Below are 25,095 nucleotides of genomic sequence, written 5' to 3' on the forward strand. Positions count from 1 at the left end.
TCTGGCCAGTGAGAGATCAGCAGTGAGTAAAAAACAGCAAGACCGCAATTTTGATGGCATAGCGGGCAAATTTCAGAAAAACATCTATCAAACCACCAAAGGCCGTTTGCGTCAGGCGGTATTGCTGCGTGATTTTGCCGAATGTGCCGATTTAGCGGCACCAAGTCGTATTCTGGATGTAGGAGCGGGGCAGGGCCAACTGGCACTGGCTCTGGCAGAGCAGGGACATCAGGTTACCTTAACCGACTTGTCGCAGGATATGCTGGATATAGCGCTTGAGCAGGCAAAAGCGCGTGGGGTTGAGGCACAAATCCAGTGTCATGCTCTGGCACTACAGCAGTTATCGGAGCAGCACTGGCCAGCTTTTCCTGTGGTACTTTGTCATGCAGTACTTGAATGGTTGCATGAACCGGCACAGGCTATCCAGCAGCTACGTGCTTTAGTGCAAACCGGCGGCCTGGTGTCGCTGATGTTCTACAACAAAGATGCCAAACGCCTGAGCAATATTATTTATGGCAACTTTAACTATGTGCTGCGCGATTTAGCTTTTAAGAAAAAAGTCAGTTTAAGCCCACAAAATCCGCTGCAACCTGATGATGTCTATGCGTGGTGCAAAGAGGCTGGTTTTGTAATTGAAGCGAAAACCGGCGTGCGGTGTTTTCATGATTATTTGCGTGACCGCTCTGAGCAAGAAACTGAATTTGACAAGTTGTTACAGGTCGAACTGCAATACAACAGACAGGAGCCTTATGCCTCCATAGGGCGGTATCAACATTTGTTGCTTCGCGCTGTCTAGCCCCCCCTTTTTTATGGACTGAAAATTAAGCGTAAAAAAACAGTTGCACAGAGCAAGAAAGCTGTTATGATTAATTGCGTAATGCGAACGGTTATCATTTGCGTAATGTGCAATCAAGTGGGAAGTCTGCGCCCAGCCAGGAAGGCACCTTGATGCACAGTCGGGTAAGTGTTGTGTTACATGGTGTGACCCTATGACAACAACCTGTTGTCGAACTCCGAAGTCTTTGCCCATCCAAAGACCACGTTCTGGCCCGGCTTTGTCAGCCGGGCTTTTTTTTAGCTGAATGCCTGACGCTGGAGCTGGTGGATTTAATCAAACTCAAACTTATAAAGCACATCCACAGCACTATCCAGGCCTTGTACCGCCTCTAGATAAAGGTTTTTCATCAACTCGTACCTCAGGGTAAACTCACCTAAAGAGTTAAAAATACCGACGCCATATTTCAATTGCAGTTTGGGTGACAGATAGCCGCTGACGGTAACCTGAGAATCATCTCCTGTACCTGCTGTATCAAGGGTGAATTGTTCAAAACCAAAAGCTTTGCCTAATTGACTCACCATGCCGTTACTATTGGCTATTCCCAGGCCTATTAGCCCACTGGTTAACGGGTTACTTTTGCTATCTCCGCCGCCAGACAAATCACGCCCCATCAGCAGATAGGATAAAGCGTTGGCCTGAGGTTTGGAGGGTTCAGAAAAGATCACCACTGAGGCCTGATCTGCAGGGCCATTCACCCGGATCCCGGCTATTACATCATCTTCAGTGGAAGAAGGGTTGCGAATGGCTTCGATGTTTAAAAAAGGCTGATCGGCCGGACCATTAAACATCAGCTTGCCTTTGCGGATCAGTAAATCCTGGCCATAAGAGCGGAAGGTTCCATCCAGAATATTCACTTCCCCTTTTAAGCGTTGTTGGGGGCCATTCTGGCTGAACACTAACTGACCTTTGAGCCGGCTTTTTAAACCGAAAGCCTGCAAATTCACCTGCTCACCCAGGATCAGCCGCATTTCGGTCACCAGCTTGATAGCACTGGTTGTGGCACCACGCCTAACTTCCAGTTCTTTGTTCAGCAGGATTTCATCATCCGAAACTTGTACTGCATTTTGCGGCAAGTCGTCGATGGCAATATCTGCTCTGGGGATCTGGATAGTACCTTGCACCGCAACCACCTGGTTTTGCGCCAGTACCGTCATTTCCGGATTGATGTACACCACACCTTGCGGCAGATTCAGCGGCAGTTGCTGTCCGCTCAAGGCTAGCCGGGCCTGATAGTTGGCTAAGTTAAACCAGTCGGCATAACCTGAGAGCTGCGCTTTACCTTCACCACTTTGAATATCTGCCGTCAGCAGCGCCTTTTGCTGCAAAAAGTCCAGTTGTACCTTGCCTTGTTCTATATCCAGCGGTGCGTTGTGACCTTGCAGTTTCATATCGCTGACTTTGATTTGGCCTGACAACAAAGGTCGGCCTAAGGTGCCACTGGCGCGCACCTGACCATCTAAAGTGGCAAAAAATTCACTTTGTTCTGGCAATAAAGTGCGTAAAAAACTCAAATCCAGTCGGGTTAACAGCAGTTCAGCTTCAAGCTTTTTATCCTGCATACTTAAGTCGGGTAGACTGGCAGAGCCTTTGAGCGAACGCTCATCACTGAACTGCATTTGCCAGTTGGTGGAGAGTTGTTTCGGGCTCAGCGTTAGTGCTGCATCCCAGCTTTGCCAGGGCAGTTGCAGCGGATTGACGTCTGTTTGTTGCCATTTTCCTGCGGTGCCCGTTAATTTTACTCTTGCATTGAGGCCTTGTTTTTTGCCCCAGTTCAGTGCAATGGCAGCCTTTGCTTCACCCGAAAGCCGTTGCGACTCGCCGATAAAAGGCTCTAACAAGGCCAGTTGAAATTGCTCTATACCAATCTGTACCTCACCCTGACTACTGCTGATCTGGCTGGCTTTTTCTAAACACAATGTACCGGGCTCTGACGACCAGCAATGAGCTGGCAGATTAAGTTGTTGTTTGGGCCAATCCAGTGCCAGTTGCAAGCGATCTGCCAAGGCCCAGTGACCGACAGGCGTTTGTAACTGAGCCTGTAGTACTGCTATTTGCCACTGTTGTTTAGGTTGTGCTGTCGCTGCGGCCTGAACTTGGGCTTGGTAATCTGCTGCGTCTAACTGGACCACCAGATCGCTGCTGTTTTTATTGCCTGTGAGCAACAACTGAGCTGAATGGAGTGGCTGCCCCGAAAGATTGCCTTTGCCGACCCTCAGTTCCACCTGATGGTCCAGGTTATTACTGTTCAGTTGAGCGTCCAGAGCCAGGTTTTGCAGGCGCACTAATTTTTTGTAACGCAGCTTTTCGCCTTGTAGCTTGAGCGCCAGGGCAGGGTGTTGTTGCGGACCTGTAATACTGGCATCAGCCATCAGACTGCCTTGTGCGCCCTGGATAGAGCTGGCCAGATCCGGAGCGATCACAGACAAAGCCAATTGCCACTTGTCTGTTACCTGACCTTCGGCCATGATTCTGTTGTTACCATGTTGCACTCTGAGGCTGTTACTGCTTAATTGCGTCACCGTCATCTCCTTGCCTCTGGCTTGTAACTGACCAGACAAAGACAGGGGCTGCTGCCGTACCTGCCCCTGAAGAGTCAGGGTTGGCAGTTCCATCTGCCACTGGCGCTGGTCATAACTGGCTTTGAGTTGCAGCTCACCACTGATCTGACCCGGATAGTCTTTGAACCAGGGCTCCAGTTGCACCTGCTGTAGCGACAGCACAGTATCAAGAGCCAGCTCTTTGGCCAGATCCACAGAACCGCTGCTGCTGATAGCACCTGAGGCAGACTTCAGAGTCAAAGCCGACCAGCTCAACAGCGGAGCTTGCCAGCGTGCATCCAGAGAGAGCTGACTATCAGCAAGTTGTGGCAGTTGTTGCTGGCTCTGTACTTTGAGTGTTAAGTTGGCCAATGACCCCTCAGCATCGAGCTGTATCTGCTGCATTGTGTATAAGGCTTCACCTTGCAGTGGCCACTGCAAATCAGTGGCGTTTAACTGTAATTTCAGTGGTAAATCATCAGTCAGAACAGCCAATTCCAGCAAAGCGTTGGCGTGTTGCGTGCCTGTCAGTTCAAGTTCCAGTTGTAACTTTTCCAAAGAGCCTGCGAGCTTGCCATCAAGGCCCAGGCCTGCACTTTGTGCCTCTACAGCACCCTGTATGGCAAAAGGTGCGGTATTGCCGACACTGAGTTCGGCTTTGGCCTGAATAGGGCTGTCAGGGAAATCCTGTTGCCTGATATGCAGATCGGTAACTTGCAACTGGCTCACCTCCAACCGATCGGGAGTCGCCTGCAGTGAGAAACTGAGCTGTTTCGCATCCAGTTGTTGCGCTCCGGTGATTTGCGGCTGCTGCAGATCGAGCTTTTTAATGCTTAGCCAGACCGGCAATTCAAAAGCGGCCAGTTCAGGGGCCTGATACTGCCACCACGGCTTCGTATTGGCGTGGGTCGGCGTTGGGATAGGCTGTGCTGCTGAAGGCTCGGGTAGGTGTAGTTGTAGCTGATCCAGCAGGGTGTCACCGAGTTGGATGGTCCGGCCGCCAAGCTTTATTTCAGTGTTCAGTTGATGCAGACGGAGCTTCATCTCAGCCTGTTGTACCCGAACATCAGTCAGTTGCAATTGCCGGATACTGACGGCGGGTAGTCTCAACGGCGTATCCTGTGGTTCGGCTTCGGCTTGAACGGGCGTGGCCAGCTCAAGGTTCAGATGTACAGCATCTGCAGACACATTATCCAGACAAAGCTCAAACCTACCCAAACAATACCAGCTCACTTTGGCCGTCAGACTGTTGATCTGAAGTCTGACGCCATCCTGGTTGAACTCAAATCCGCTTAATGTCACTCCATCGGCCAGGGTGCCGCTGATTTCATTCAGCTTTACCGGACCTTGCTCTGGTAATAAGCCTGACAGTAACTGCAGCGGTTTAGTGGTGTAAAACAACAGAATAAGACTAAGTAAAAACAGCAAGCTGATGGTTAAAAACAACTTTTTCCAACTAAAACCTGAGCGTATATTTTTCACCTCAGGCATTTTGTTCGATTCCAGACTCATAGCTCAGGCCCCAGACTAAAATGCAATTGCAGAGCCTGATTGGAGGGCACATCCAATCCCCAGGCCAAATCAATACGGATAGGACCAACAGGGGAGGCCCAGCGCACACCTAAGCCCACACCCCGGTATATATCGGCTTTGTCATTCCAGGCACTGCCCGCGTCAAAAAAGGCTGCCGCCCACCAGTTGCCCGACACCCTGTGTTGGTATTCAACTGCGGCTGTGGCCAGGTAGCGGGCGCCAAGTAAACTGCCTTCGGCATCGACAGGAGCAATGGATTCATAGGAGTAACCTCGAATGCTGTTATCACCGCCGGCAAAAAAACGTAATGAAGGGGGGAGTTCGGTAATGGCCTCCATCAGCACAGCACCGGCGTCTACCCTCAGCAGATAACGCTGATCATCAGAAAACGATCCTATCCAGCCCACACGGCTGCGCAAACGTACAAAGCTGCTGTCGGAGCCCCAGGCCGGATCTGAAACTTCAGTACCAATTAAATAGCGGCTGGCTTTAGACGGCATACTGCCGCCACTGTCCCAGCTACGGCTGAAGCTGATACCCGGCATGATCAGATTGGCGCTGCCGGAGTCTGTACCCTGCACGTAGTCTTCATACAACCAACGTAAAGACGCTGTTCGGTACCAGGCATCCTCCAGTAACCAATGCCGTTCCAGAGCTGTGTTGTATTCCTGACTCCGGGTGTCTTCTAAATCTTTATTTTTGATACCAAAATTCAGTTTATAAAAATCTTCAGTGACATTTTTCTTCGGCCATTTATAACCAGCCTCCACAGTTTGCTCGGGACCGGACAAGGCCATTTTACTGGATAAGCTATGACCTCTGTCGTTTAGCCAGGGTTTGTTCCAATTCAGTTTAATACGTGGCCCCAGATCGGTGGAGTACCCCAAACCTGTCTCTACGATGTTGCGGATCTGAGGTTCTACTTTGACCTTGACCGCAAGCTGTTGCTCGACATTTTCCGGATCGTCCACAGTCACGTCTATGCTGCGAAACCAGTTGGTTTCAGCCAGATCCTGATTGAGTTCACCCAATTGACTGGATTGATAGTAGTCGCCCGGTTTAAACGGCAGCATCGAGCGCAAACGCTCTTCACGGATCTGACTGCCTTCGAAGCTGACCTCACCAAAGTGATAGCGGGGGCCGGAATCAAACTGAATATGAATAAAGCCCTGCAATAAACGTGGCGCGACCGATAGCTCCTGTTTAACAAACCTGGCCTGAAAATAGCCCCGGCGCAGTGCCAGTGAATTGAGCTGATTCTTTATTTCCTCATAGCGGCCATGATGCACCCTGTGGTTCACTTTTGGCCCTATCTGTTTGACTAGTTTCGTAAATTCAGGGTCTGTTGCGGCTTCGCCAAGGATCTCTACTTTGACGGATTTGAGGCGCACTGCCTCGCCCGGTGTAATGGTCAAGCGCAGTTTCTGTTTATTGTCCTTACCGACCAGACTAGGCTCGATGTTGATTCGGTAATAGCCCACAGCCCGGGCGGCCTGTTTAACGTCTTCTATTACTTTGGTCTGAAAACGTCTGGAGCCCAGATTATTTTTAGCGGGCAGCCGATCTAAATACAGTTCGATATTATCAGCAAGGGGGCCGGAAACGCCCTTGAGTTCAATTTGGGGATGCGCTGATGCTGCAGAGGCAGCAAACAGCGCCAGAATGGCCAGAGTCCTGTACAACAAAATGCGAACTATCCTTTGTGGTAATACCGGATCAGTGGCACCCGGCTGTGTTCTAAGAGTATAACAGTCACACGAAGTTCAGTACGTTTTTAACCGGGCCCCAGACCAGTTGCTGGTTTTTTATTCTTTCACCCTGGCAAATAAGAAGGTTTTCAGTAACAACGACCATTCCGGTTCTTTGCCATACATCCGAATGCCCAGTTCAAATACCCGGCTGGCTGCACTTTTCAGCCAAAACAAGCAGGCGAGTAATAACAACAGTGACACCAGCCACTCCCACCAGGGCACGGATACCGATGCCATTCGCATCGGCATTGCGGCAAATGAGGTCAGTGGAAACAAACTCAGGATATGCATCAACGACCCCTCAGCGTTGTCCATGGCACTGAACACAACGCCTAAAGGCACAGTAGGTAAAAACATCACTAAAGAGCGGCTTGAGTGGTTAGGGTCATCAATAGTCGCGGCGAAACCCGCCATAAAACTATTGATCAGTAACAACCCTAAACTGACAAAAAGCACAGCGCTGGCAAGCTCCCAGGCCGTGATGGGCAGCAGAAACATACCTTTGCCCTTGGCCAGTGAAACAGCCTGCACCATCAGATACAAAAACAAACCTGTGGTTAGCATACTTTTCAGGCAAAACAACGAGATACCTAAAATTTTACCGTCAATCCACTCTCTGGTACTGATCAGTGTCAGAAGCTGCTCTGTCACCCGCTGTTGCTTTTCTGTGGTGATGGCAGTAAACATAAAACCAAAGCCGGAGAACACACCAATAACAAGCAGGATCAACAGACCACCACTGACCATTTGTTGCTCTTTGTTTTGTTTAGCGGAGTCTTTTTTCAGAAAAATCAATTGAGCTTCTGGCAAAGTGTTGACGATAGTTTTTTGCTCTGCGGTTAAAGGCAACTGAGCAATACGTTGTTTTTGCAACCAATCTTGTAGTTGCGGCGTAATTTTATCCTGCCAACTGGCACTGGATTCCGCTGTTATCAGCAGTGTGTTGTCTTTTACCTGAACAACTAAATCCCAGACTTCGCCCACACCCGAGAGTGCAGTATCGGCCAAGTCGGGCGGGAGCTGACTGATCTGAAAACCACTGATCGAAGGACTGGCGGCATTGCTGATCAGCGCTACTTTATAATCATTATCCAGCCAGGTTTTTAGCAGTGGCCAGGTGCTCATCAGCACTAAAGACAACAGCATCAACCCAAGACTAATAATTTCCTGTTTCCATTTAAAATAACGTTGAAATTCAAATACAGCGATAGCCCATAAATTCATGCGGCATCTCCTTCTGCATTCTGTTGCTGACGCGCTTGCTTGCTCAGGCTTTGTTGTTGGTTATGGTTCTGTACCGCGGTCAGATAGAGTTGGTGCAAACTGGGTTGAATACGGCTGAAATCAGCCAAATCGGCCAGGCCACTTAATTGCTGCAATAACTGACTGACGCTATAACCTGGGTTTAAGGTCAGTTGAACTTTAGTGGCCTCCAGCCTGTTGCATTCGGCCACCGCGGTTAAACCTTGCAATGCTTCGGTGCTGATCTGCTGCGTAAAGCTCACTTCATACCATTGTTTGGGATCCAGTTGCACACTGACCTCAGCCAGACTGCCTTGCGCAACCAGCTCTCCTTTGTTCAGCAGTAACATCTGATCGGCTAAACGTTCAATCAGGGCCATCTGGTGGGCACTTAAAATCACTGTGGTGCCACTTTGTTTTAACTCCGTCAGGATCGACAATACATGTTCCTGATTGACCGGATCCAGACCCGAAAAAGGTTCATCCAAAATCAGCAAATCAGGTTGATGTAACACACAACTAATCAGTTGCACTTTTTGCTGATTGCCTTTGGACAGTTTGTTTAAGTTATCCTCCATTTTTTCTGACAAATCGAGGCGGTCACACCACAGTCTTAACGCCGAATCCAGCTCTGATGCGGTCATACCACGGAGTTTGCCGATGTAGGTCAGGTTTTGCCGAACTGTTCTATCCTGGTATAAGCCTCTGTCTTCTGGCAGATAACCATAACAACGCTTTGGCAAGGTACTGAGTTGCTCGCCTTTGAATTCAATGTTGATTTTTCCGGCGTCCGGGCGGGTTAAGCCGACCAGCATGCGGATCAGAGAGGATTTACCCGCGCCATTTGGACCGAGCAGCGCAAAAATCTGACCTGACTGAACTTCAAAACTAACACGGTTGACCGCTTTGACTGTACTGTAACTTTTTTCGATTTGGTATGCAGAAATCCTGAGCATGGGCTGTCCTTATCAAGTCGCGAATTCACAAGAGTGGCTGAAGCATATCAATGCCATCCTTGGTATCACAACTCTAAGCTGTAACAATTTATTAAGCTAAAGCTGACATTTTGTCAGCGCTTTGTCATCTGCCTGCAGTACACTAACCCTCGGGCTGGATAAAGGGGATGTGAACGGATGAATGGAAACACGGCTCCTACCATAGTAGTGCTGCCGGGGCTGGATGGAACCGGGATTTTGTATCAGCAACTGGCGCAGCAACTCGCCCCTGAGTATCAACTTCAGGTGATCGCTTACCCTTTGGATCAACTGTTGGATTATTCGCAACTGCTGGACTTTATCCGGCCCCAATTGCCGGGACATCCTTTTATGGTGCTGGCGGAGTCTTTTTCCGGACCGCTGGGCATTTTACTGGCTGCAGAGCAGCCCCAATACTTAACCGGCCTGGTGTTGTGTGCCACCTTTGGCCGCAATCCATTACCCGCCTTTAAAGGTTTCATTCATGCGGTAGACAAACTCCCCTGGAACGAGTTGGTCCATCACTGGACGGCTTTGTGGTTGCAAGGACGTTATGCCAGTGCAGAGTTATCGGCCTTGTTGGAAAAAGCCCTGACGATGGTGTCAGAGCCAGTGATTAAACACAGGGCCAAACAAGTGTTGCAGGTGGATGTACTGAAAGAATTTGCGACTTTAACTTTGCCACTGCTGTATTTGCAGGCAAAACAAGACAGACTGATTTGGGCTTTTAATGCAAAAACCCTGGCGCAGTTGCAACCTGATATGCAACTGGTCCAGTTGGATGCACCGCATTTTTTATTGCAGGCTGTGCCAGCGCAGGCGGCGGCACAGCTTAGGCATTTTATTCAGCATCAGCTCAAGCCGATGTAAGCCAACGCAGATGCAGTGAGCCTAACCAGGGTTCATTTATCAAGAGACAGACAACGTAAGGTGAGGGAGTTCACCGCTGAAGCACTGACTCCGGTCACATCAGAAGCACGGAGCCAGCCTGGCTTTCAGTTTGTACTGCAGTTTACGGATAACACTCAGTCAAAGGCTAATGCGTTGGTGTTTTGTCCGCCTGTGCGGTCAGCAAAAACAAGATTTTATCCATATTTAACTTTTCATAGGGCATCAAACGTTCAGGTTTGCCTTCACGCCGGATCGACAAATGGTCCGCAGTAAAGGCCAGCACCGCAGAAGAAGTGGTGATGGTATTGCCTTCGACTTTGTACTGGCAGTGGGCCAAATCTAAAAAAGCTAAAATACGATTACGGATACTGATCATCATGGATTGAGCTCCTGTGTAGCGCTTTTTAATAATATTCCCTGGTGGTGAATTACTTCTCTCACTCCGGGAGGAGTTCTCATGCACAGGCTCTGACACAAGCACAGTCAGCTTTGTTCCGTCGCTTGGTAAAAAAGCCTGAAATTAACGATGAATCTCTGCTGAATTCAGTTCAATGGTGTAAATATTGCGATTGATTAAATAAAGCCCTTGGTTTATTAATATGCCTGTAACATTGTTAACCTCTAATGTTTACCCGTTAAAATCATAAATAACCCAAAAGTGAACTCCATGAGCATAAAAAACCTATGTGCTGTTGCCGTTGCGCTGGCACTCAGTCCAGCACTGCACGCCGAATTACTGATCTCTGAATATGTTGAGGGGTCTTCCAATAATAAAGCCGTAGAACTGGTAAATCTGGGCAGTCAGCCCGTTGATTTAAGCCAGTACAAACTGCAGATGTTTTTTAATGGCAACACCACTGCCGCCACCACTATTAATTTAACCGGCACGCTAGCCCCTGGCGCTGTCTATGTGATTGCCAACAGTAATTCTGTTGCAGCGCTGAAAGACAAAGCTCAGTTGCTTAATAGCTCATCCTGGTACAACGGTGATGATGCACTGGTGTTGTCCAAAGCCGATCAGGTGATAGATTCTTTTGGTCAGGTCGGCTTTGACCCGGGCAGTGCGTGGAATAGCGGCGGTGTTTCGACTGTTGATAAAAGCTTAAGACGCAAAGCGTCAGTCACGACAGGGGATACCACAACCACTGACGTATTTGACCCTTCATTACAGTACGACCAGTTTGCGCAGGATGACTTCAGCGATATCGGCAAGTACAACGGTTCAGGTTCAGGCACACCAGAAGAACCTGTTTATGTGCATGGCCAATGTGGTGATGCAACCACGCTGATTTCTGCCATTCAGGGCGAGACGGATGTCTCTCCACTGAAAGGTCAGACAGTGTCAGTCGAAGCCGTAGTCACCGCCAGTTTTCAGGACAGCACAGGCTTAAAAGGCTTCTTTATTCAGGAAGAAGCGGCCGATCAGGATCAAAATGCGAACAGCTCTGAAGCTGTGTTTGTCTACGACAACCTGTTTGGCAAAGCCGCAGTAGTGGGCGACAAGGTTCGGGTCAGCGCTGTGGTAGAAGAGTCTTTTGGTCAGACGCAACTGGCAAAACTGGTGGATTTAACTTCGTGTGGTGCAGGCGAAGCTATTGCGGCTGTGCCTGTCACTTTACCTGTCGCCAGCTTAGGCCAATTTGAAGCCCTTGAAGGCATGAAAGTACGTGTAGCTGAGCCAACGGTGGTGACGGATAACTATGGTTTGGGCCGTTACAACGAGCTTGGCTTGTCGTCTGAGCGTTTGTATCAGCCAACACAAATTGCATTGCCCGGTGATGCAGCTAAAGCTGTGATGGCAGCCAACAGCCTGAACAAGCTGGTACTGGACGACGGCTCTAACCTGCAAAATAAAGATACCGTGTATCCGGCTCCGCGTTTATCAGCGACCAATACAGTGCGGGTGGGCGATGAAGTTTTACCTTTTGACGCTGTGCTGGGTTACGGTTTTAGCAAATACCGGGTTCACCCATTAACTGAACCTGTGTTTGTCAGCAGCAATCCACGCACTGAGCAACCTGCGATCAGCAAAGGCGATTACCGTATTGCCAGCATCAACGTGCTGAACTACTTCAACGGTGACGGCGCAGGCAATGGTTTCCCAACCTCGCGTGGTGCTTCAACTGCTGTTGAATTTGCCAAACAACGCGACAAAATAATTGCCGCGATTTCTGCGATGAACGCCGATTTAGTCGGTTTACTGGAAATTGAAAACGACGGTTTTTCCGAGCAATCGGCCATTGCTGATTTAGTGCGTGGTTTAAATGCAAAAGCCGGTGCCGATGTCTGGGCTTTTGTTGATTTTAATGTAGCTAAAGTGGGCACGGATGAAATCACCTCTGCGATCATTTATCGCAAAGACAAAGTGGTGCAGGCAGGCACAGCCGCTATTGGCAATGCCGCTCCTTTTGATTACGGCAACAGACCTCTAATCAGCCAGAGCTTTAAACTGCAGCAATCTGGTGAACTGCTGAATTTGACCGTAGTGCATTTAAAATCCAAAGGTAGCTGCCCAAGTGATAAAACCGATCTGGCCAATAGTGACTCAGGCGACGGTCAGGGCTGCTGGAATGGGTTACGTCTGCAGGCTGCAACTGCAATGGGCAACTGGCTGGCCGGTTACCCAACAGGGGTAGAAACAGACAATAGCGTAATAGTCGGTGACTTTAACGCCTATATGCAGGAAGACCCAATCCGCGCTATGAACGACTCAGGCTATGTGCAGGTCAGCCAGCAACTGCATGGTAATAAAATCAGCTCTTATCTGTTTAATGGCGAGTCAGGCACGCTGGACCATGTATTTGCTGCTGGCGAGATTAAAAACCGCGTGGCCGAAGTGACAGAGTGGGCCATCAACGCCGATGAACCTGTGATCCTGGATTACAACGAAGAGTTTAAATCTGAAGTCGCCAAAGCCAACTTCTATGCGCCTGGCCCATTCCGATCTTCGGATCACGATCCTATGGTGATGTCGGTGTATTTTGCCAGGCCGGTAGTGCAAGACCAGTTTTTCCTGTTGGATGAGCAAGCTGCCGCTGGCACTGTGGTAGGCCAAATTGTGACCAGCTCTGCGGTAACTATTACCGGTTACCAGTTATCAGGTGAGCAGGCCGATTTATTCAGTGTTAATGCCAACGGCCAGTTAGTGGTAGCAGCCGGCGCAGAACTGGATTTTGAAAGCCGTCAGGTGCTCCGTTTTGAGCTGACAGCAGAAACTGAAACAGGCCTGGTGTCTGAACCTGCCCGCATTGAAGTGCAGTTAAATGATTTACCTGAGTTACCCGTGATTCGCTTAGAAGGCTTACCCGCCGTGATTTCTGACAGTATTCGTCCTGGTACTCTGCTGGCGGCAGTCAAGGCTGAGGCCACAGGCAACAACACCAGTATCCAAAGCCTTGAGCTGATTGACAGCAACAAATACCTGAGCTTTAAAAACGGTCAACTGACACTGAAAAAGAAACTGAATGCTAAACATCAGCCTGAACTTACATTCAGCATCAAAGCGACAGACTCTTTGGGCGTCAGCACTACTGTCCATTACGTTATTGAAGTAAAAGACAGCAAAGGCAATGCAGTGGTGCAGTGGGTGATTTCGGTGATTAACGCTGTATTGGGATGGTTATTTGGTTAAGCTCTGTCGGAGTTTGACCTGAGTGTATGAAAACAGCCACCTGCGGGTGGCCGTTTTTTTGGCTGCGCATCGGGGTTATTTTGTGTTACAAGGAACAAAATAGGTTAGCCAGCGTCTGGTTGATTCAGATCCACAGCCTCCATGCAGCGCAACTGCTTAGTAAAAGGAAAATAGTCAGGTGAAACCACAGTATTGGGTCGCTCTTATGAGTGTTGTTGTGCTGCTTGCCGGATGCTCTTCAACACCGCACAAGCGCTCTTCGGCAAAGGCGGTATTTAAAGCCTGTGTGCATCCGGATCAAAGCAAACAATTCAGCTATCGCAAAGGCCGTCCTATGCAGATAGAACAAAAAGTAATGATGCAGCGTATGGCAGAGGAGCACGCAATGCGCACCAGAGCCCGGCCTGCCAATGCTGACCGTTATGACAAAGAACCAGGCGAAGGCCCTTTGTACGACGAACTGGCTGAACTGATGGAAACCAAACAGTTTTGCAAAGAAGGCTACTTTGAACTCGACAGCAGTTTTGAACATGGTTACGAGCGCATTATTGGCGAATGTAACGACAGCGCCACAGCGCAGGAGATGCAAAAACTCCCTCTCTGTGGGCCTGATGATAGGCTGTAAATACAGCAATAGTTTGTAGTAATAGCGGGCTTCAAGCCATTGTCCCAAGCCGTGTATCTGCATCAGGTCAGCAACAGATAGCTTTGTGCCAAAATCTGACCTTGTCTATGTCATTGGGCATACATAGTGTCAGCAGTAATCAGGCACGCCTGGACAAACCAACAAACACATTTATTTGTTGCTGAAGAAGGAAAAACGCTCACATAACAATGCGCTATTGTCGCCGCTAGTACGGCTGGGACGGCTTACGCTGCGCTCCAGCCGCCCCAATGCTTTGCGTTAAAGGCTGTAATTCGCCCCTGATAGACTTTGATAAACCTTAGTGGTTATTAAAAAGCATAAACCGAGATTCCATTGTCAGCCTTTAACCCTTTTAAGCTGATGGCGGAATGTCTTGTATTCCTCGCGTAAAACTTGAACTGCTCTATAGCCGCAATCTAGCGACAGTCCTCCTACCAGAGCGGGTAAAACTGAGATAAGCTGGCTTTTTACAGTCTGTTTTTCGGGGATAGTATGCAATTGTCTGATGTGGTTATTCTTGCCGGTGCCCGTACTGCTATCGGTAGTTTTGCTGGCGCGCTTTCATCCTTAAGCCCTGCACAGCTTGGCACTGCTGCGGCTAAGGCTGCGATTAGCCGCAGTGGGGTGGATGCAGCACAGATTGAGCATGCAGTTTTTGGTCATATTATTATCACAGGCCCTGAAGATGCGTATCTGGCCCGGCATATTGCGCTGAATTCTGGTTTAGCGGTCAGCAGCGCAGCTTTTAATGTCAATCGTTTATGTGGTTCGGCGCTACAGGCGGTGATTTCTGCTGCTCAGCTTATTCAGTTGAGGCAAGGCCAAATTGCTTTAGCAGGTGGCGCTGAAAGTATGAGCAATGGTGCTTATTTGTTGCCTGCGGTACGTAAAGGCTTGCGATTAGGCCATGCTGCGGTCACAGATTTAACCTTAGGTATTTTGTCCGACCCTTTTGGTAGTGGTCATATGGGCCTGACTGCAGAGACTATCGCGGCTCAGTATGGTTTTAGCCGGGCTGAGCTGGATAGTTTTGCTGCTGAAAGTCAGCGCCGTGCTGCTTATGCACAGCACCAAGGTTATTTTGATCAGCAAATTACGCCGGTTTTAGTGCAATCGCGCCAGTCTGAACTTTGGATCGATAAGGATGAACACCTAAGACCGCAGACTACAGTCGAGAGCTTAAGTGTACTTAAAGCCGCGTTTAAAAAAGACGGACTGGTGACAGCCGGCAATGCTTCTGGTTTAAATGATGGTGCCGCTGCTTTGGTGCTCACCAGTTTGCGTGAGGCGAATCGTCTTGGTGTAAGGCCACAGGCCCGTATTCTGGGCTACAGTTTTGCCGGTGTTGAACCTGCCTTAATGGGATTAGGGCCTATACCAGCGGTACAGAAATTACTGGCACAGACAGGCATATCGCTTGGTGATATTGATGTGATTGAATCCAATGAGGCTTTTGCATCCCAGGCCATGGCAGTTAGTCAAACGCTGGGGTTTCACCCTGACAAAGTAAACCCCAACGGTGGCGCTATAGCACTTGGGCATCCGGTTGGGGCTACTGGTGCCATATTGGTGGTCAAAGCTCTGGCCGAGTTACAAAGAACAGCAGGGCGTTATGGCCTAATTACCATGTGTATTGGCGGCGGGCAGGGCATAGCGCTGTTGATTGAGCGTTTATAACGCTCAATCAATTGAGCGATGTTTCTTCATCAACTGGTGATTCAATCTGCTCTGCTGCCTTTTTATTTTGTTGCCAATAGGCCTTTGCCGTTAATGGTGACAGGATCTGACCTGTGTACCAGATGGGGATATGGGTCTGGAAATAATACTTTTCGGTTTGTTTACCCTGGCTGAAAAACCAGATGGTTTGGCGGGCAGCTGCGCCATTGACGACTATAGTGCGTCCTAAAAAGTACTGTTCGGGTTGGTGATCCGGATAGCTTGCGGCAAATTCCTTTAACAGTTTTGGTGTTAATACCAAAGTAACATTCCGTCTGTCGCGATAATCGTATTCTGTATTCAGATAAACAATATCGCCTATCCTTGCTGCATTTTTTATCTGCAAAGAAAAGACACCCGGAACAGCTTCGGGCGCTGATTGTTCCGACATTACTATGGCATCCCAGGCTGTCAAGCCCGGTTTGGCAGGTACCGGAGCTTGTTGTACGGCGCAACCTGCAAGAGTAGCCAGCAGCAGGGGATAGAACAGAGCAACTTTCATTTCATTCATCCTTGTGTTGAACAGCAGACCTTCGTCGTTGAAGGCGATATAAATTTAAGTGTTGGTTTTGTAATGTGTTTCAGCCTGAACTGACCTGAGTAAGATAACAAAAAATTTACCTTTATCAATGCTTTCTGTTGATCCGTATCAGTATTAGCCTGATAAAAGCCTACTAAACTGCAGGCGTCATTTACTTAAAGCACAGGACTTTTATGCGTTGTCATTCGGCCGAACAAGCACTTTCACTGATCCAGAATGGTGAAACCATTTGGTGCCATTCGATGGCCGCTACCCCTTATGCCATGCTCACTAGTCTGGCAAAAGTTGCGCTTGATAAGCAGGATTTAACTTTACTGAGTTTACATACCGAGCATAGCGACGTATTGGCAGCTCCTGAGCTACAAGGGCATTTACGTCAGCGGGTATTTTTTGTTGGCCGCCCCAGCCGTCCTGCCGTCAATGCCGGATTAGCCGATTATGTACCGGCTTTTTTGTCGGAAATACCTAAGTTATTCCGAAGCGGCGAGCAACGGCTCGATACCGCTCTTATTCAGGTGTCGCCGCCGGATAAACATGGTTTGTGTAGCCTGGGGATTTCAGTAGAGGCCACCAGAGCGGCGTTGCAATCGGCGAAAAAAATCATCGCGCAGATTAATCCGAATATGCCGCGTACTCATGGTGATTCCTTTGTGCATCTGTCTGATTTTGCGGCTTATGTTGAACTGGAAAGTCCAATTCCTTTACATCTGCCTGCAGCACAGGATCCGATCACCGCGCAAATTGGCCGTCATGTCGCAAGTTTGGTGCGGGACGGCGATTGCCTGCAGATGGGCATAGGCGCAATTCCGGACGCCACTTTGGCTTGCCTTGGCGACCGGCAACAGCTAGGTATTCACACCGAAATGTTTTCCGATGGTGTATTGCCGCTGCTGGAAAAAGGCGTGTTCACCAATCGCAATAAGAAAAAACATCCGGGCAAAATAGTCACGACCTTTGCGATGGGTAGTCAGGTTTTGTACGACTTTGTCGATGACAACCCTGAAGTGGTATTTTTGGATGTGGCTTACACCAACGACACCGCTGTGATCCGGCAAAACCCGCAGGTGATGGCGATTAATAGTGCGCTGCAAGTGGATTTATCCGGTCAGGTTTGTGCGGACTCGCTCGGCACTCGCATTTATTCCGGCGTAGGCGGTCAGATGGATTTTGTCCGTGGTGCGGCGTTATCAGAAGGCGGCCGCTCTGTGATTGCATTACCTGCCACAGCGGCAGGTGGCACAGTGTCCCGCATCAGTTCTTTGTTGGCTCCTGGTGCAGGCGTGGTGACCACCCGTGCTCATGTGCATTATGTGGTGACTGAATATGGTGTGGCGAATTTGCGCGCCCGCAGTTTAACCGAACGAGCCAAAGCTTTAATTGAGATAGCAGCGCCACAATTTCGGCAGCAGTTGGCCCGTGATGCTTATCAGGATTGGGGATTAGTGATTTAACGCTGTCAACAGGGCTCTGTAACTTAATAAATAGCAGAGTTCCAGAGCCCGGTTATTGGCTTAAAAGGTATTTTTTAAGCCAATGTAGAGCCTGGTGTTGGTGACATCGGTAGACTCGTCCTCGAAACTGATGCTGTAGCGCATATAATCTAAGCCCAGTGTCATGTCCCATTTTTCTGTTAAGGCGTATTGTGCTACTAAGCCTGCCGCCAGGTCGGTGCCTGTATCAGACAAAATAGTTAAACCTACATCAGGGGACGCATGCAGGGTTAAATTCAGATCCGTATCCCAACGCACCAGACCCAGACGACCACCAAAAGACCAGTGTTCAGCTTGACGCTCAGTCATATACTGCGCAAAGAGCCCAATAGCTGTATTGTCCAACGCCAGTGTGGCATCGTAGAGCACATCGCCAATCGCAAAAGTATCGCTGACTGTTGTCAGATCAGCCTCACCTGAATCCGTGTAGTTCAGCAGCACTGACCACTGTGGGGTGATTTGATAACTCAGGCCCAAAGAGGCTGAGGCTTCAGTGCCAGACTCGCCATCAGAAGATTGACGTGTTGCGCCAACATCAGCGCTGACAGCGAAGTCGGAAGCAGCAGCGAACAAAGCAGGGGCAGCGGTCAATAAAGGCAATACAAGCAGCAATTTAACTGAGATTTTCATCGAAGTTCCTTTTATAGTAATCCAGCCTGCAATGTAAATTTAATTAAAGCATGATGTAAACATCTATTTTATTGGTTTTGTAACTGTTTGTTTCATAGAGATGTTTTATTCGGCTAACAAAAAAGCCCGCACAGTGTAAACGGGCTTATTTCATTTTCAGAATCAGCTGATCAGAGGGTACAAATCAAAGTCCAGCTGCTGTCTGAACCCGGTACAGACTGAGTCCACCAGTTGGCGCGATAGAGCTTGTTCTGATACGACAGATAATCGCCTTCAACGGCATGGCTGGGCTGACCATTCCAGTCCTGTTGTGGCCAGTTGGGGTAAGCAAAAATCTGAGCTGTATCTACACCCGCACAACCCGGCGTTGCAGTGTCTGCTGGCTTTAAATCCAGATTAACAAAGTAGCTGTTATCAGCCAGATAAAAGCGGTTTTGGCTGGCATTAGGCTGCACTGTGATCTGCGCATTGTCTAACATACCAATACGCAGCGCCTCGCTCTGTTGGTTATTCACGTGCGCCGCTAAATCCAGTGCCCATTGTTGATTGAGTGCTGAGGACTCTGTGATCAACAGACTGTATTGCAGCAGTTCCTGACCATTGCTGTTAAAGACACGCAGTACCGCAGTTTCGCCCTTAGCTCCGGTTTGACCCGAGGTTAAATAGCTGCCTTTATCAAACCAGACAGGGTCTGGTTGGGGTTCAGTGCCGCCATTGACGAAGAACAGATCAGAACAATTATAAAACCCTTCGCCAGCCGCATCTTCACGTTGCCAGCGGGTATAGAGTACGGCTTTACCCTGACGATCCAAAGGCAAATTGATCTTCAGTAAGTAATACCCGGCTTGCGCGATGACATCAGCTTGCTGATGAATAAGTTGTAATTTATCCCAGCTTAAGGGCTCGGTGGCCGGATCAAAGCCTGCTTTGGACAAATACACTTGCCAGTAGCTGGGATTATGCGGTGTGGTGGCTTTAAATTTTAGTTGCAGGTTAGTTTGCTTGCTTAAATCGACAGTACTGTATTGCCAATCTGCAGAAGGTGCATCCATACCGGCTTTACGGGCATCGCCGCCCGCACAAAGTAAACCTGTGGTCAGTTTGGCTTTGACGGCATTGATATCCTGATAGTTGGCGACATTACTGGAAAATTCATGGTGCTGACTCAGGGGGTACTCGCCGGACTGCACAAAAGCGGCACGACAAGCTAAATTGGGGATGCCTGAGCCATCTGCGGGCCACCAGTAGCCGCCATCTTCCTTGCAAATTTGCTGGCGGGCTTTGGGGTATTCAACATAACCATGGGCTTGAGTGGTAAAAGAGCACAACAGGCTTAGCAGGGTGAAACCGCTGCTCAACAAGAGTGTTGAAGTCTTCATAAAAAATCTCCTTAAAAAGGCGCCGGTCAGGATCCGGCGCAAAGATGGGAAGAGAACAAAGAGGCGTAGCTGTTAAGATGAGGTGCAGATCAAAGTCCAGCTACTGTCTGAACCCGGCACTGAATTGGTCCACCAATTGGCTTTGTAAATCAGGTTTTGATAGCGGATATAGTCGCCACCTGCTGCATGATTTGTGCGCGGCCAGGCAGGGTAGGTCACAACAGTTGCAGGCACGCCAGCACAACTACCGCCGCCGTCACCACCAGTGCCGCCATTGATGGTGCCGGCAGGTAACTGTGGGTAATCCTGTTTTAGTGCAAAAGATTGTAAGCCTACAGTAACCCGCCAGTTCGACGGCATAGGAATAGGTAAGTAGTAATTCAGCGTGACTTCCAATGTCGCGCCTGCATCTAACGGACTGTGACCCGGCAGGGTAAACTCCACCCTGTGGAAATCATTGTCCAGTCCGCCAATATTGTTGCCTGAGCTGTTGGAGCCATTTTCAATCACAGTGGTGCCTAAACCACTTTGGTCTGTGACGTTATTGCCTGTGGCTGTAGGCACATCAAAGCTGATTTTTGTGCCACCTGGCAAGGTCTGGCCGCTGTTATTGACCAGGGTCAGTTTAGGATTTAATGGGTAGTTGGAGTCGCCTAATTTAAAGCCACCCAGACTGACCTTCAGATCCAGACTGCTGGCCGGTAGTGGCCGTGGATCGCGCTGGTTGCCATACAAGGACGCGGTTTTAAATTTGTTGTAGAAAATACTGGTTAAGTCATCACCAAAGCCATATTCGCCTTTGCTGCTGTTGTAGCTGTAATCACCCGCCAGCTCCCAGAACATCACGCCACCTATACCGCGTTCGATAATGTAATCGGCTTTGGCGGCAATACTGGTTTCATCTTCAATCGACAGGAAGACTTTTTTGCTGTTGTTCCACAGCCAGGGCGCGACCAGTGTGCTGTCGTAGTGGTGCTGATAGGTGCCAATCAGTTGATCCGCTGGTTGGTTGAGCGGATCCAACCCATAAACAGTGGCATAGCTACCTAAGATCCCAGCTTGCAGATTTTTGGTATGCCAAAGCGGATTCGAACCTGCGGGCATTTCATCGCCATCTTTGCCCAAATCATGCCAGAGGTTGTCTATGCCGACAGCGCCGCTGCCACATTGGTTTTGCGCCGAGCCACCAGTACCTGCTGGACATTGATTCTGATTTGGTAACGGTGCTTTACCCCATAAACCGTTGGTTCCACCTGTGACATTATTCCAGCCGCGGCTGTAATAAGGCACGCCAATATTGATGCGGCCTGCCTGCATAGCTCCGCGGAAATAGTGGTAAGCCCAGTCGGTATTTAAGTAGCCAATATTCTGGTACTGCGCTGAGTTGTAGTAGTTCCAGGTCGCCAGCTCGTTGTCCTGTCCATCGTCAAACAGCGCCGCATTGGGGCCAACATACTGGTTCCAGGCGCCATGCAGGTCGTAACTCATGATATTGACGTAATCCAGATACTGGGTGACAGGAAAGGCTTCCATACCGCGCAGCAGATAACCGGAGGAGGGCGAGGCAATGGTCAGCAGATAATGTTTGCCGTCTGCCACTGCTGCTGCATCCAGTTTTTCTCTTAAGGTTTTCATCAGCACCACATAAGAGGCCATTAAACCAGCACGGCGGGCATTGGATAAGGCAAAATCTTCCGGGTTGCCCGAGTCTTTCATACTGGATGGGTACTCGTAGTCGATATCGGCACCATCAAAACCATAAGTGCGCAGGAAGTTGACCACTGAGTCGGCAAAGGTATTGATACCGCTGTAGTTAATGCTGTTATCGCTGTTGGTGGTCATGCTGTAAAAACCACCGCTGGCAACACGCTCACCGGCATCATTAAAGAACCCCCCTGTTTCCGCCCAGCCGCCTATGGAGATCAGGGTTTTCACATGCGGATACTGTTTTTTGTATTTATTCAACAGATTAAAGTGGCCTTTGTAATTAAACTCCGGATCCATTTCGGCCCCTGCCACTGCAGGCCATTCCATGCCTGTCGCCGGATTGCTGACACTTTGTGTGTTGCCTATGCCAATCTGATTGCTGGCGTTTACATGGGCAAAAGCATAGTTAATATGGCTGATTTTGCTCCACGGAATATTCGGTACTAAGTAGCTTGGCTGGCCGTTGGCACCATGACGCCAACTGGTGAAATAACCAATAATGCGGCGTTTATGATCGGCCCCCATCAGCTCGCGGCCATTGCTGTCGTACACTGTGCAATAAGGTACATCCAGATTGGGCGTAGCGTACAAACCATCAGGACGACAAGCGGCATGACCACTTTGTTCATCTGTCACAGTAACGAAAGCTGAGACTTCGCTGGTTGCGCCCAGATTATCCGTGGCTATGACTTTCAGTTGCTGCTGGCCTGCAACTGCTGTCCAACTGGTGGTAAAAGGCGCTGCGGTCTGCTCTGCTAATAAAGTGTTGCCAAGATAAAACTGCACTTTAGCGACACTGCCATCGCTGTCACTGGCTGAGGCGCTGATTAAAATGCTTTCGCCTGTTCTGTAGTGGCTATTGTTGGCAGGAGCAGACAAACTCACCGCCGGAGGCTGATTGGCGGGGGATGCGGTTACACTAAAGGCAATAACGCTGCTTTGGCTACTGGCATTTTGATTATCAAAAGCTACCGCATAGAGCTGATGGTTACCTGTGACCGCTGGCCATGGCGCCTGATAGGGGCTGCTGCTGTCAGAGCTGTATAGCTGATTATTCAGGTAAAAATCGACTTTACTGATACTGCCGTCTGGGTCTGTGGCTGTGGCGGTGAAATTGACCGTTGCGCCCGCATTCAGACTGGCATTGGCGGTTGGACTGGTGATGCTAGCTGCGGGTGGTTGATTTTGTGGTGCACCATCACAGTTGCCAACTAAAGTCCATTCCTGATAGGGATTGGAATACAAAGCCGGATCGCGGTTTTGATTCCACCAGTTGGCTTTGTAGGCTTTGTTTAACTGCTTAACCTGAGCGTTAGCGACATAAGTGCCGCCGGCATCCCAGGTGGCAAGCGGAGTGCAGTCTATGGCCAGACTGCTGAAACTGCTCAGGCTTAACAGCCCGGACAGATAGAGTTTTTGTACCTGTTGCATAATGATTCTCTTATTTTGAGTCCTGAAGAATGCAGTGAAAAGCAGCGGCTCCAGACTTTTAAATGGCAGGGCCGCTGCTGACAGACAGTTATTGCGCCGGATGGCCTAAACCTTCATGCATGGCGTTGAGGATATGGCCGTTGTCTGCATCCAGTTCCCAGGCGAAAATGCCGCCTAAGTTGTACTGCAGTACATAGTTGCCTTTGGCCTGCACAGAACGTTTGGTATCGAAGCTGATTAACGTCGCTGTTGTTGGGTTCCAGACATAGCTGGCTTTGGCCGTGTCATCCCATAACAAGCTATAACCATTGGTTCCTGTGCCATTGACGCCACCCATGTAGTTGGTCTCGATTTTTTTGTAATCTTCAATACCCGCTTCCCAGCTACCGCTGATGCCTGCGCCGCCTGTGCCAGTAAAGGGGTTGTTGTTGCTCACATTGCTGACATTCTTCCAGCCCCGGCCATACATGGCCGCACCTATACTGATTTTGCCAGCAGGCACCTGACGGGCCAGCAAGTGCTGCACAGCCTCATGAGCACTGAAGCCTGTCATAGGGGAGTTTGGATTGGGGTATAAGGTGGTTTGATGGCCCAAAGTGCCGTTCCATGCGCCGTAATAGTCGTAGGTCATCAGATTGATGTAGTCCATGTAGGGATGTGCGGCCTCCCAGTCGACCAGTTGCAGTTTTTGTACACCGCCACTCATGGCCGCTGTCAGTTGGTAGGTTCGGCCTGTCTCTGCACTTAATGCATCCATCGCCAGGCGTAAATCGCGCATTAAGAGCGCAAAACCTGCACCATCCTGCGGAGAGCCAAGGGTAGGGTGGGCGCCACCACCGCCGGGGAATTCCCAGTCAATATCAACACCATCAAAGAAATCATAGGTTTTGATCAGAGTGACGATGGACGCTACAAAAGTAGCGCGGGCTTGGGCGTTAACCCCTATGGTGTAGAGCGGATCAGACAAGGTCCAGCCACCAACTGAAGGTAAAATTTTCAGGTTGGGATGGGTTTTTTTCAGTCGGTACAATTCAGCAAATATGCCGCGCACCGGTTGATCCCAGGTATCACCCGGATAGGATTTTTCCAATGCCGCAAATTTGTCATGGACCACCACTGTGTAGTCGGGTTTACCGGCACATTGCGCCATTAAGGCGCTGTAGCCTTGCGGGTTGGCGTCATTGAGCGAACTATTTGGGCCACAGATCGGAATAAAACCATAAAACAGATGGGTTAGATTTTTCGCTGGTATATCCGCTACATGGTAATTACGGCCGTAAATACCCCATTCGACAAAATAACCGCCGACCATTTTTCCTGTGCTGTTGCTATGAGCGACGTTGTTTTGTTTCAGCGGCTGAGGATAGTGACTGGTATTGATGTCAGTCCAGGGATCGAAACCATCGTCGCCGCCTCCGGTATCTCCACCTCCTGTGTCGCTACCTCCGGCACCTGTCACTGTGATCAGCCGTTTATCGCTGGCAGTACAGGTTTTTTCTGCCCCTTGTTGATTACACAGTTGTACGACAAACTCATAACTGCCCGCACTGGTGACTACAGAGCTGGTGCTGCCACTTTGGGCATTCTGGCCATTTGGCGTTAAGGAAGAGCTGTACACTACAGCGCCATTGCGAGTCAGGTTCCACTCGTTACCATTGGTACCCCACCACATATCCCATTGCACTGGGATACTCAACTGGCCATTGACCAGACTGACATTGCTTTCCTGCCATGCGATCTGAGGTTTGCCAGGCGCTGCTGGCGCCGCATTAAGCTGCAATGAACAGAGCAGACTGGTGATGGTCAGTACATAAGCAGGATGGCGTAATCTGGTGGTAAAAACCTTGTGGCGCGCCTGTTGAGCGGCCAGGGTGATGAATGTTGTTAACATGAAATCTCCGGTTCTTTGTTGTAAGCAATACCCTGTTGTTTTGCTAAAAATCACCGACTTCGGACCATCCTGCTCCCGGTGAATCATCAGCGTCTATAACAGTTGATTTAAATGACATCGCTGTCAATTTTGGATCTTTACAAAATGATGATAAATTTATGATGGTTTTATTAAGTTGTTATTTATCATGTAGATGAGTTTTAATTTGCTTGTGAGGAAATCAGTTATTTTATGACAGCGTTAGTCATTTTTGTGCCTTAAAGAGGT

General features: G+C 49.3%; 16 protein-coding genes. 6 read left to right on the forward strand and 10 right to left on the reverse strand.

All coding sequences use genetic code 11. The features are described from left to right. The first annotated feature begins 22 nt into the window (after positions 1-22). Complete coding sequence (locus SD53_RS02980; protein WP_082101760.1) at positions 23-796, forward strand: methyltransferase; 774 nt, start codon at positions 23-25, stop codon at positions 794-796. A gap of 311 nt (positions 797-1,107) precedes the next feature. Here the strand turns inward: SD53_RS02980 and tamB are convergent, their stop codons facing one another. The 4 genes from tamB to SD53_RS03000 form a co-directional block, all read right to left on the reverse strand. Then, a complete protein-coding gene (gene tamB / locus SD53_RS02985) occupies positions 1,108-4,887 on the reverse strand; it encodes an autotransporter assembly complex protein TamB (protein ID WP_046518741.1) in 3,780 nt (1,259 codons plus the stop codon). Beyond that, complete coding sequence (tamA, locus tag SD53_RS02990; protein WP_082101761.1) at positions 4,884-6,593, reverse strand: autotransporter assembly complex protein TamA; 1,710 nt, start codon at positions 6,591-6,593, stop codon at positions 4,884-4,886. Before tamA ends, tamB begins: the two co-directional genes overlap by 4 nt. 120 nt (positions 6,594-6,713) lie before the next feature. Then, entirely contained in the window at positions 6,714-7,883 is a 1,170-nt protein-coding gene (locus SD53_RS02995; protein WP_046518742.1) for an ABC transporter permease, read from the reverse strand. Then, entirely contained in the window at positions 7,880-8,857 is a 978-nt protein-coding gene (locus SD53_RS03000) for an ABC transporter ATP-binding protein (RefSeq protein ID WP_046518743.1), read from the reverse strand. Before SD53_RS03000 ends, SD53_RS02995 begins: the two co-directional genes overlap by 4 nt. A gap of 177 nt (positions 8,858-9,034) precedes the next feature. Here SD53_RS03000 and SD53_RS03005 point away from each other — a divergent pair, with 177 nt between their 5' ends. Next, positions 9,035-9,745 carry an alpha/beta fold hydrolase gene (locus SD53_RS03005; protein ID WP_046518744.1) on the forward strand — a complete coding sequence of 237 codons (711 nt, stop codon included), beginning with the start codon at positions 9,035-9,037 and terminating at the stop codon, positions 9,743-9,745. A gap of 166 nt (positions 9,746-9,911) precedes the next feature. Here the strand turns inward: SD53_RS03005 and SD53_RS03010 are convergent, their stop codons facing one another. Then, the gene (locus SD53_RS03010; protein ID WP_046518745.1) at positions 9,912-10,145 is read right to left on the reverse strand and encodes a hypothetical protein; all 234 of its coding nucleotides are present in this window, start codon (positions 10,143-10,145) and stop codon (positions 9,912-9,914) included. A gap of 288 nt (positions 10,146-10,433) precedes the next feature. Here SD53_RS03010 and SD53_RS03015 point away from each other — a divergent pair, with 288 nt between their 5' ends. From SD53_RS03015 to bktB, 3 genes are all read left to right on the forward strand, one after another. Continuing rightward, positions 10,434-13,397, forward strand: coding sequence for an ExeM/NucH family extracellular endonuclease (locus SD53_RS03015; protein ID WP_052749229.1), 2,964 nt, complete (start codon positions 10,434-10,436; stop codon positions 13,395-13,397). A gap of 178 nt (positions 13,398-13,575) precedes the next feature. Next, a complete protein-coding gene (locus SD53_RS03020) occupies positions 13,576-14,022 on the forward strand; it encodes a hypothetical protein (protein ID WP_148092660.1) in 447 nt (148 codons plus the stop codon). Positions 14,023-14,535: 513 nt separating this feature from the next. After that, a complete protein-coding gene (bktB, locus tag SD53_RS03025; RefSeq protein WP_046518747.1) occupies positions 14,536-15,720 on the forward strand; it encodes a beta-ketothiolase BktB in 1,185 nt (394 codons plus the stop codon). A 7-nt stretch (positions 15,721-15,727) separates the two neighbouring features. Here the strand turns inward: bktB and SD53_RS03030 are convergent, their stop codons facing one another. Continuing rightward, positions 15,728-16,261 (reverse strand): hypothetical protein, encoded by a 534-nt coding sequence (locus SD53_RS03030; protein ID WP_052749230.1) that lies wholly within the window; start codon positions 16,259-16,261, stop codon positions 15,728-15,730. Between the two features lie 212 nt (positions 16,262-16,473). Between SD53_RS03030 and SD53_RS03035 the strand changes: the two genes are divergently transcribed. After that, positions 16,474-17,751 (forward strand): acetyl-CoA hydrolase/transferase family protein, encoded by a 1,278-nt coding sequence (locus SD53_RS03035; protein ID WP_046518748.1) that lies wholly within the window; start codon positions 16,474-16,476, stop codon positions 17,749-17,751. A 60-nt stretch (positions 17,752-17,811) separates the two neighbouring features. Here the strand turns inward: SD53_RS03035 and SD53_RS03040 are convergent, their stop codons facing one another. From SD53_RS03040 to SD53_RS03055, 4 genes are all read right to left on the reverse strand, one after another. Beyond that, positions 17,812-18,420: an outer membrane beta-barrel protein gene (locus tag SD53_RS03040; RefSeq protein WP_046518749.1), complete on the reverse strand. Its 609-nt coding sequence runs from the start codon at positions 18,418-18,420 to the stop codon at positions 17,812-17,814. Between the two features lie 170 nt (positions 18,421-18,590). Then, positions 18,591-19,799, reverse strand: coding sequence for a lytic polysaccharide monooxygenase (locus SD53_RS03045; RefSeq protein WP_052749231.1), 1,209 nt, complete (start codon positions 19,797-19,799; stop codon positions 18,591-18,593). 72 nt (positions 19,800-19,871) lie between these two features. Further along, entirely contained in the window at positions 19,872-22,937 is a 3,066-nt protein-coding gene (locus SD53_RS03050; protein WP_046518750.1) for a glycosyl hydrolase family 18 protein, read from the reverse strand. A gap of 88 nt (positions 22,938-23,025) precedes the next feature. Next, positions 23,026-24,828, reverse strand: coding sequence for a glycosyl hydrolase family 18 protein (locus SD53_RS03055; RefSeq protein WP_046518751.1), 1,803 nt, complete (start codon positions 24,826-24,828; stop codon positions 23,026-23,028). Positions 24,829-25,095 lie beyond the last annotated feature (267 nt).

Origin of the sequence: Rheinheimera mesophila (genome assembly GCF_000986865.1) — a bacterium.
GTDB lineage: Bacteria > Pseudomonadota > Gammaproteobacteria > Enterobacterales > Alteromonadaceae > Pararheinheimera > Pararheinheimera mesophila.

Bases quoted from the DNA above. Each gene is read 5' to 3' on its own strand.
- SD53_RS03035 (WP_046518748.1), top strand. From the start codon at position 16,474: ATGCGTTGTCATTCGGCCGAACAAGCACTTTCACTGATCCAGAATGGT.
- SD53_RS03030 (WP_052749230.1), bottom strand. From the start codon at position 16,261: ATGAAAGTTGCTCTGTTCTATCCCCTGCTGCTGGCTACTCTTGCAGGT.
- SD53_RS03045 (WP_052749231.1), bottom strand. From the start codon at position 19,799: ATGAAGACTTCAACACTCTTGTTGAGCAGCGGTTTCACCCTGCTAAGC.
- SD53_RS03015 (WP_052749229.1), top strand. From the start codon at position 10,434: ATGAGCATAAAAAACCTATGTGCTGTTGCCGTTGCGCTGGCACTCAGT.
- SD53_RS02995 (WP_046518742.1), bottom strand. From the start codon at position 7,883: ATGAATTTATGGGCTATCGCTGTATTTGAATTTCAACGTTATTTTAAA.
- SD53_RS03040 (WP_046518749.1), bottom strand. From the start codon at position 18,420: ATGAAAATCTCAGTTAAATTGCTGCTTGTATTGCCTTTATTGACCGCT.
- SD53_RS03055 (WP_046518751.1), bottom strand. From the start codon at position 24,828: ATGTTAACAACATTCATCACCCTGGCCGCTCAACAGGCGCGCCACAAG.
- tamB (WP_046518741.1), bottom strand. From the start codon at position 4,887: ATGAGTCTGGAATCGAACAAAATGCCTGAGGTGAAAAATATACGCTCA.
- SD53_RS03050 (WP_046518750.1), bottom strand. From the start codon at position 22,937: ATGCAACAGGTACAAAAACTCTATCTGTCCGGGCTGTTAAGCCTGAGC.
- bktB (WP_046518747.1), top strand. From the start codon at position 14,536: ATGCAATTGTCTGATGTGGTTATTCTTGCCGGTGCCCGTACTGCTATC.
- SD53_RS03010 (WP_046518745.1), bottom strand. From the start codon at position 10,145: ATGATGATCAGTATCCGTAATCGTATTTTAGCTTTTTTAGATTTGGCC.
- SD53_RS03005 (WP_046518744.1), top strand. From the start codon at position 9,035: ATGAATGGAAACACGGCTCCTACCATAGTAGTGCTGCCGGGGCTGGAT.
- SD53_RS03000 (WP_046518743.1), bottom strand. From the start codon at position 8,857: ATGCTCAGGATTTCTGCATACCAAATCGAAAAAAGTTACAGTACAGTC.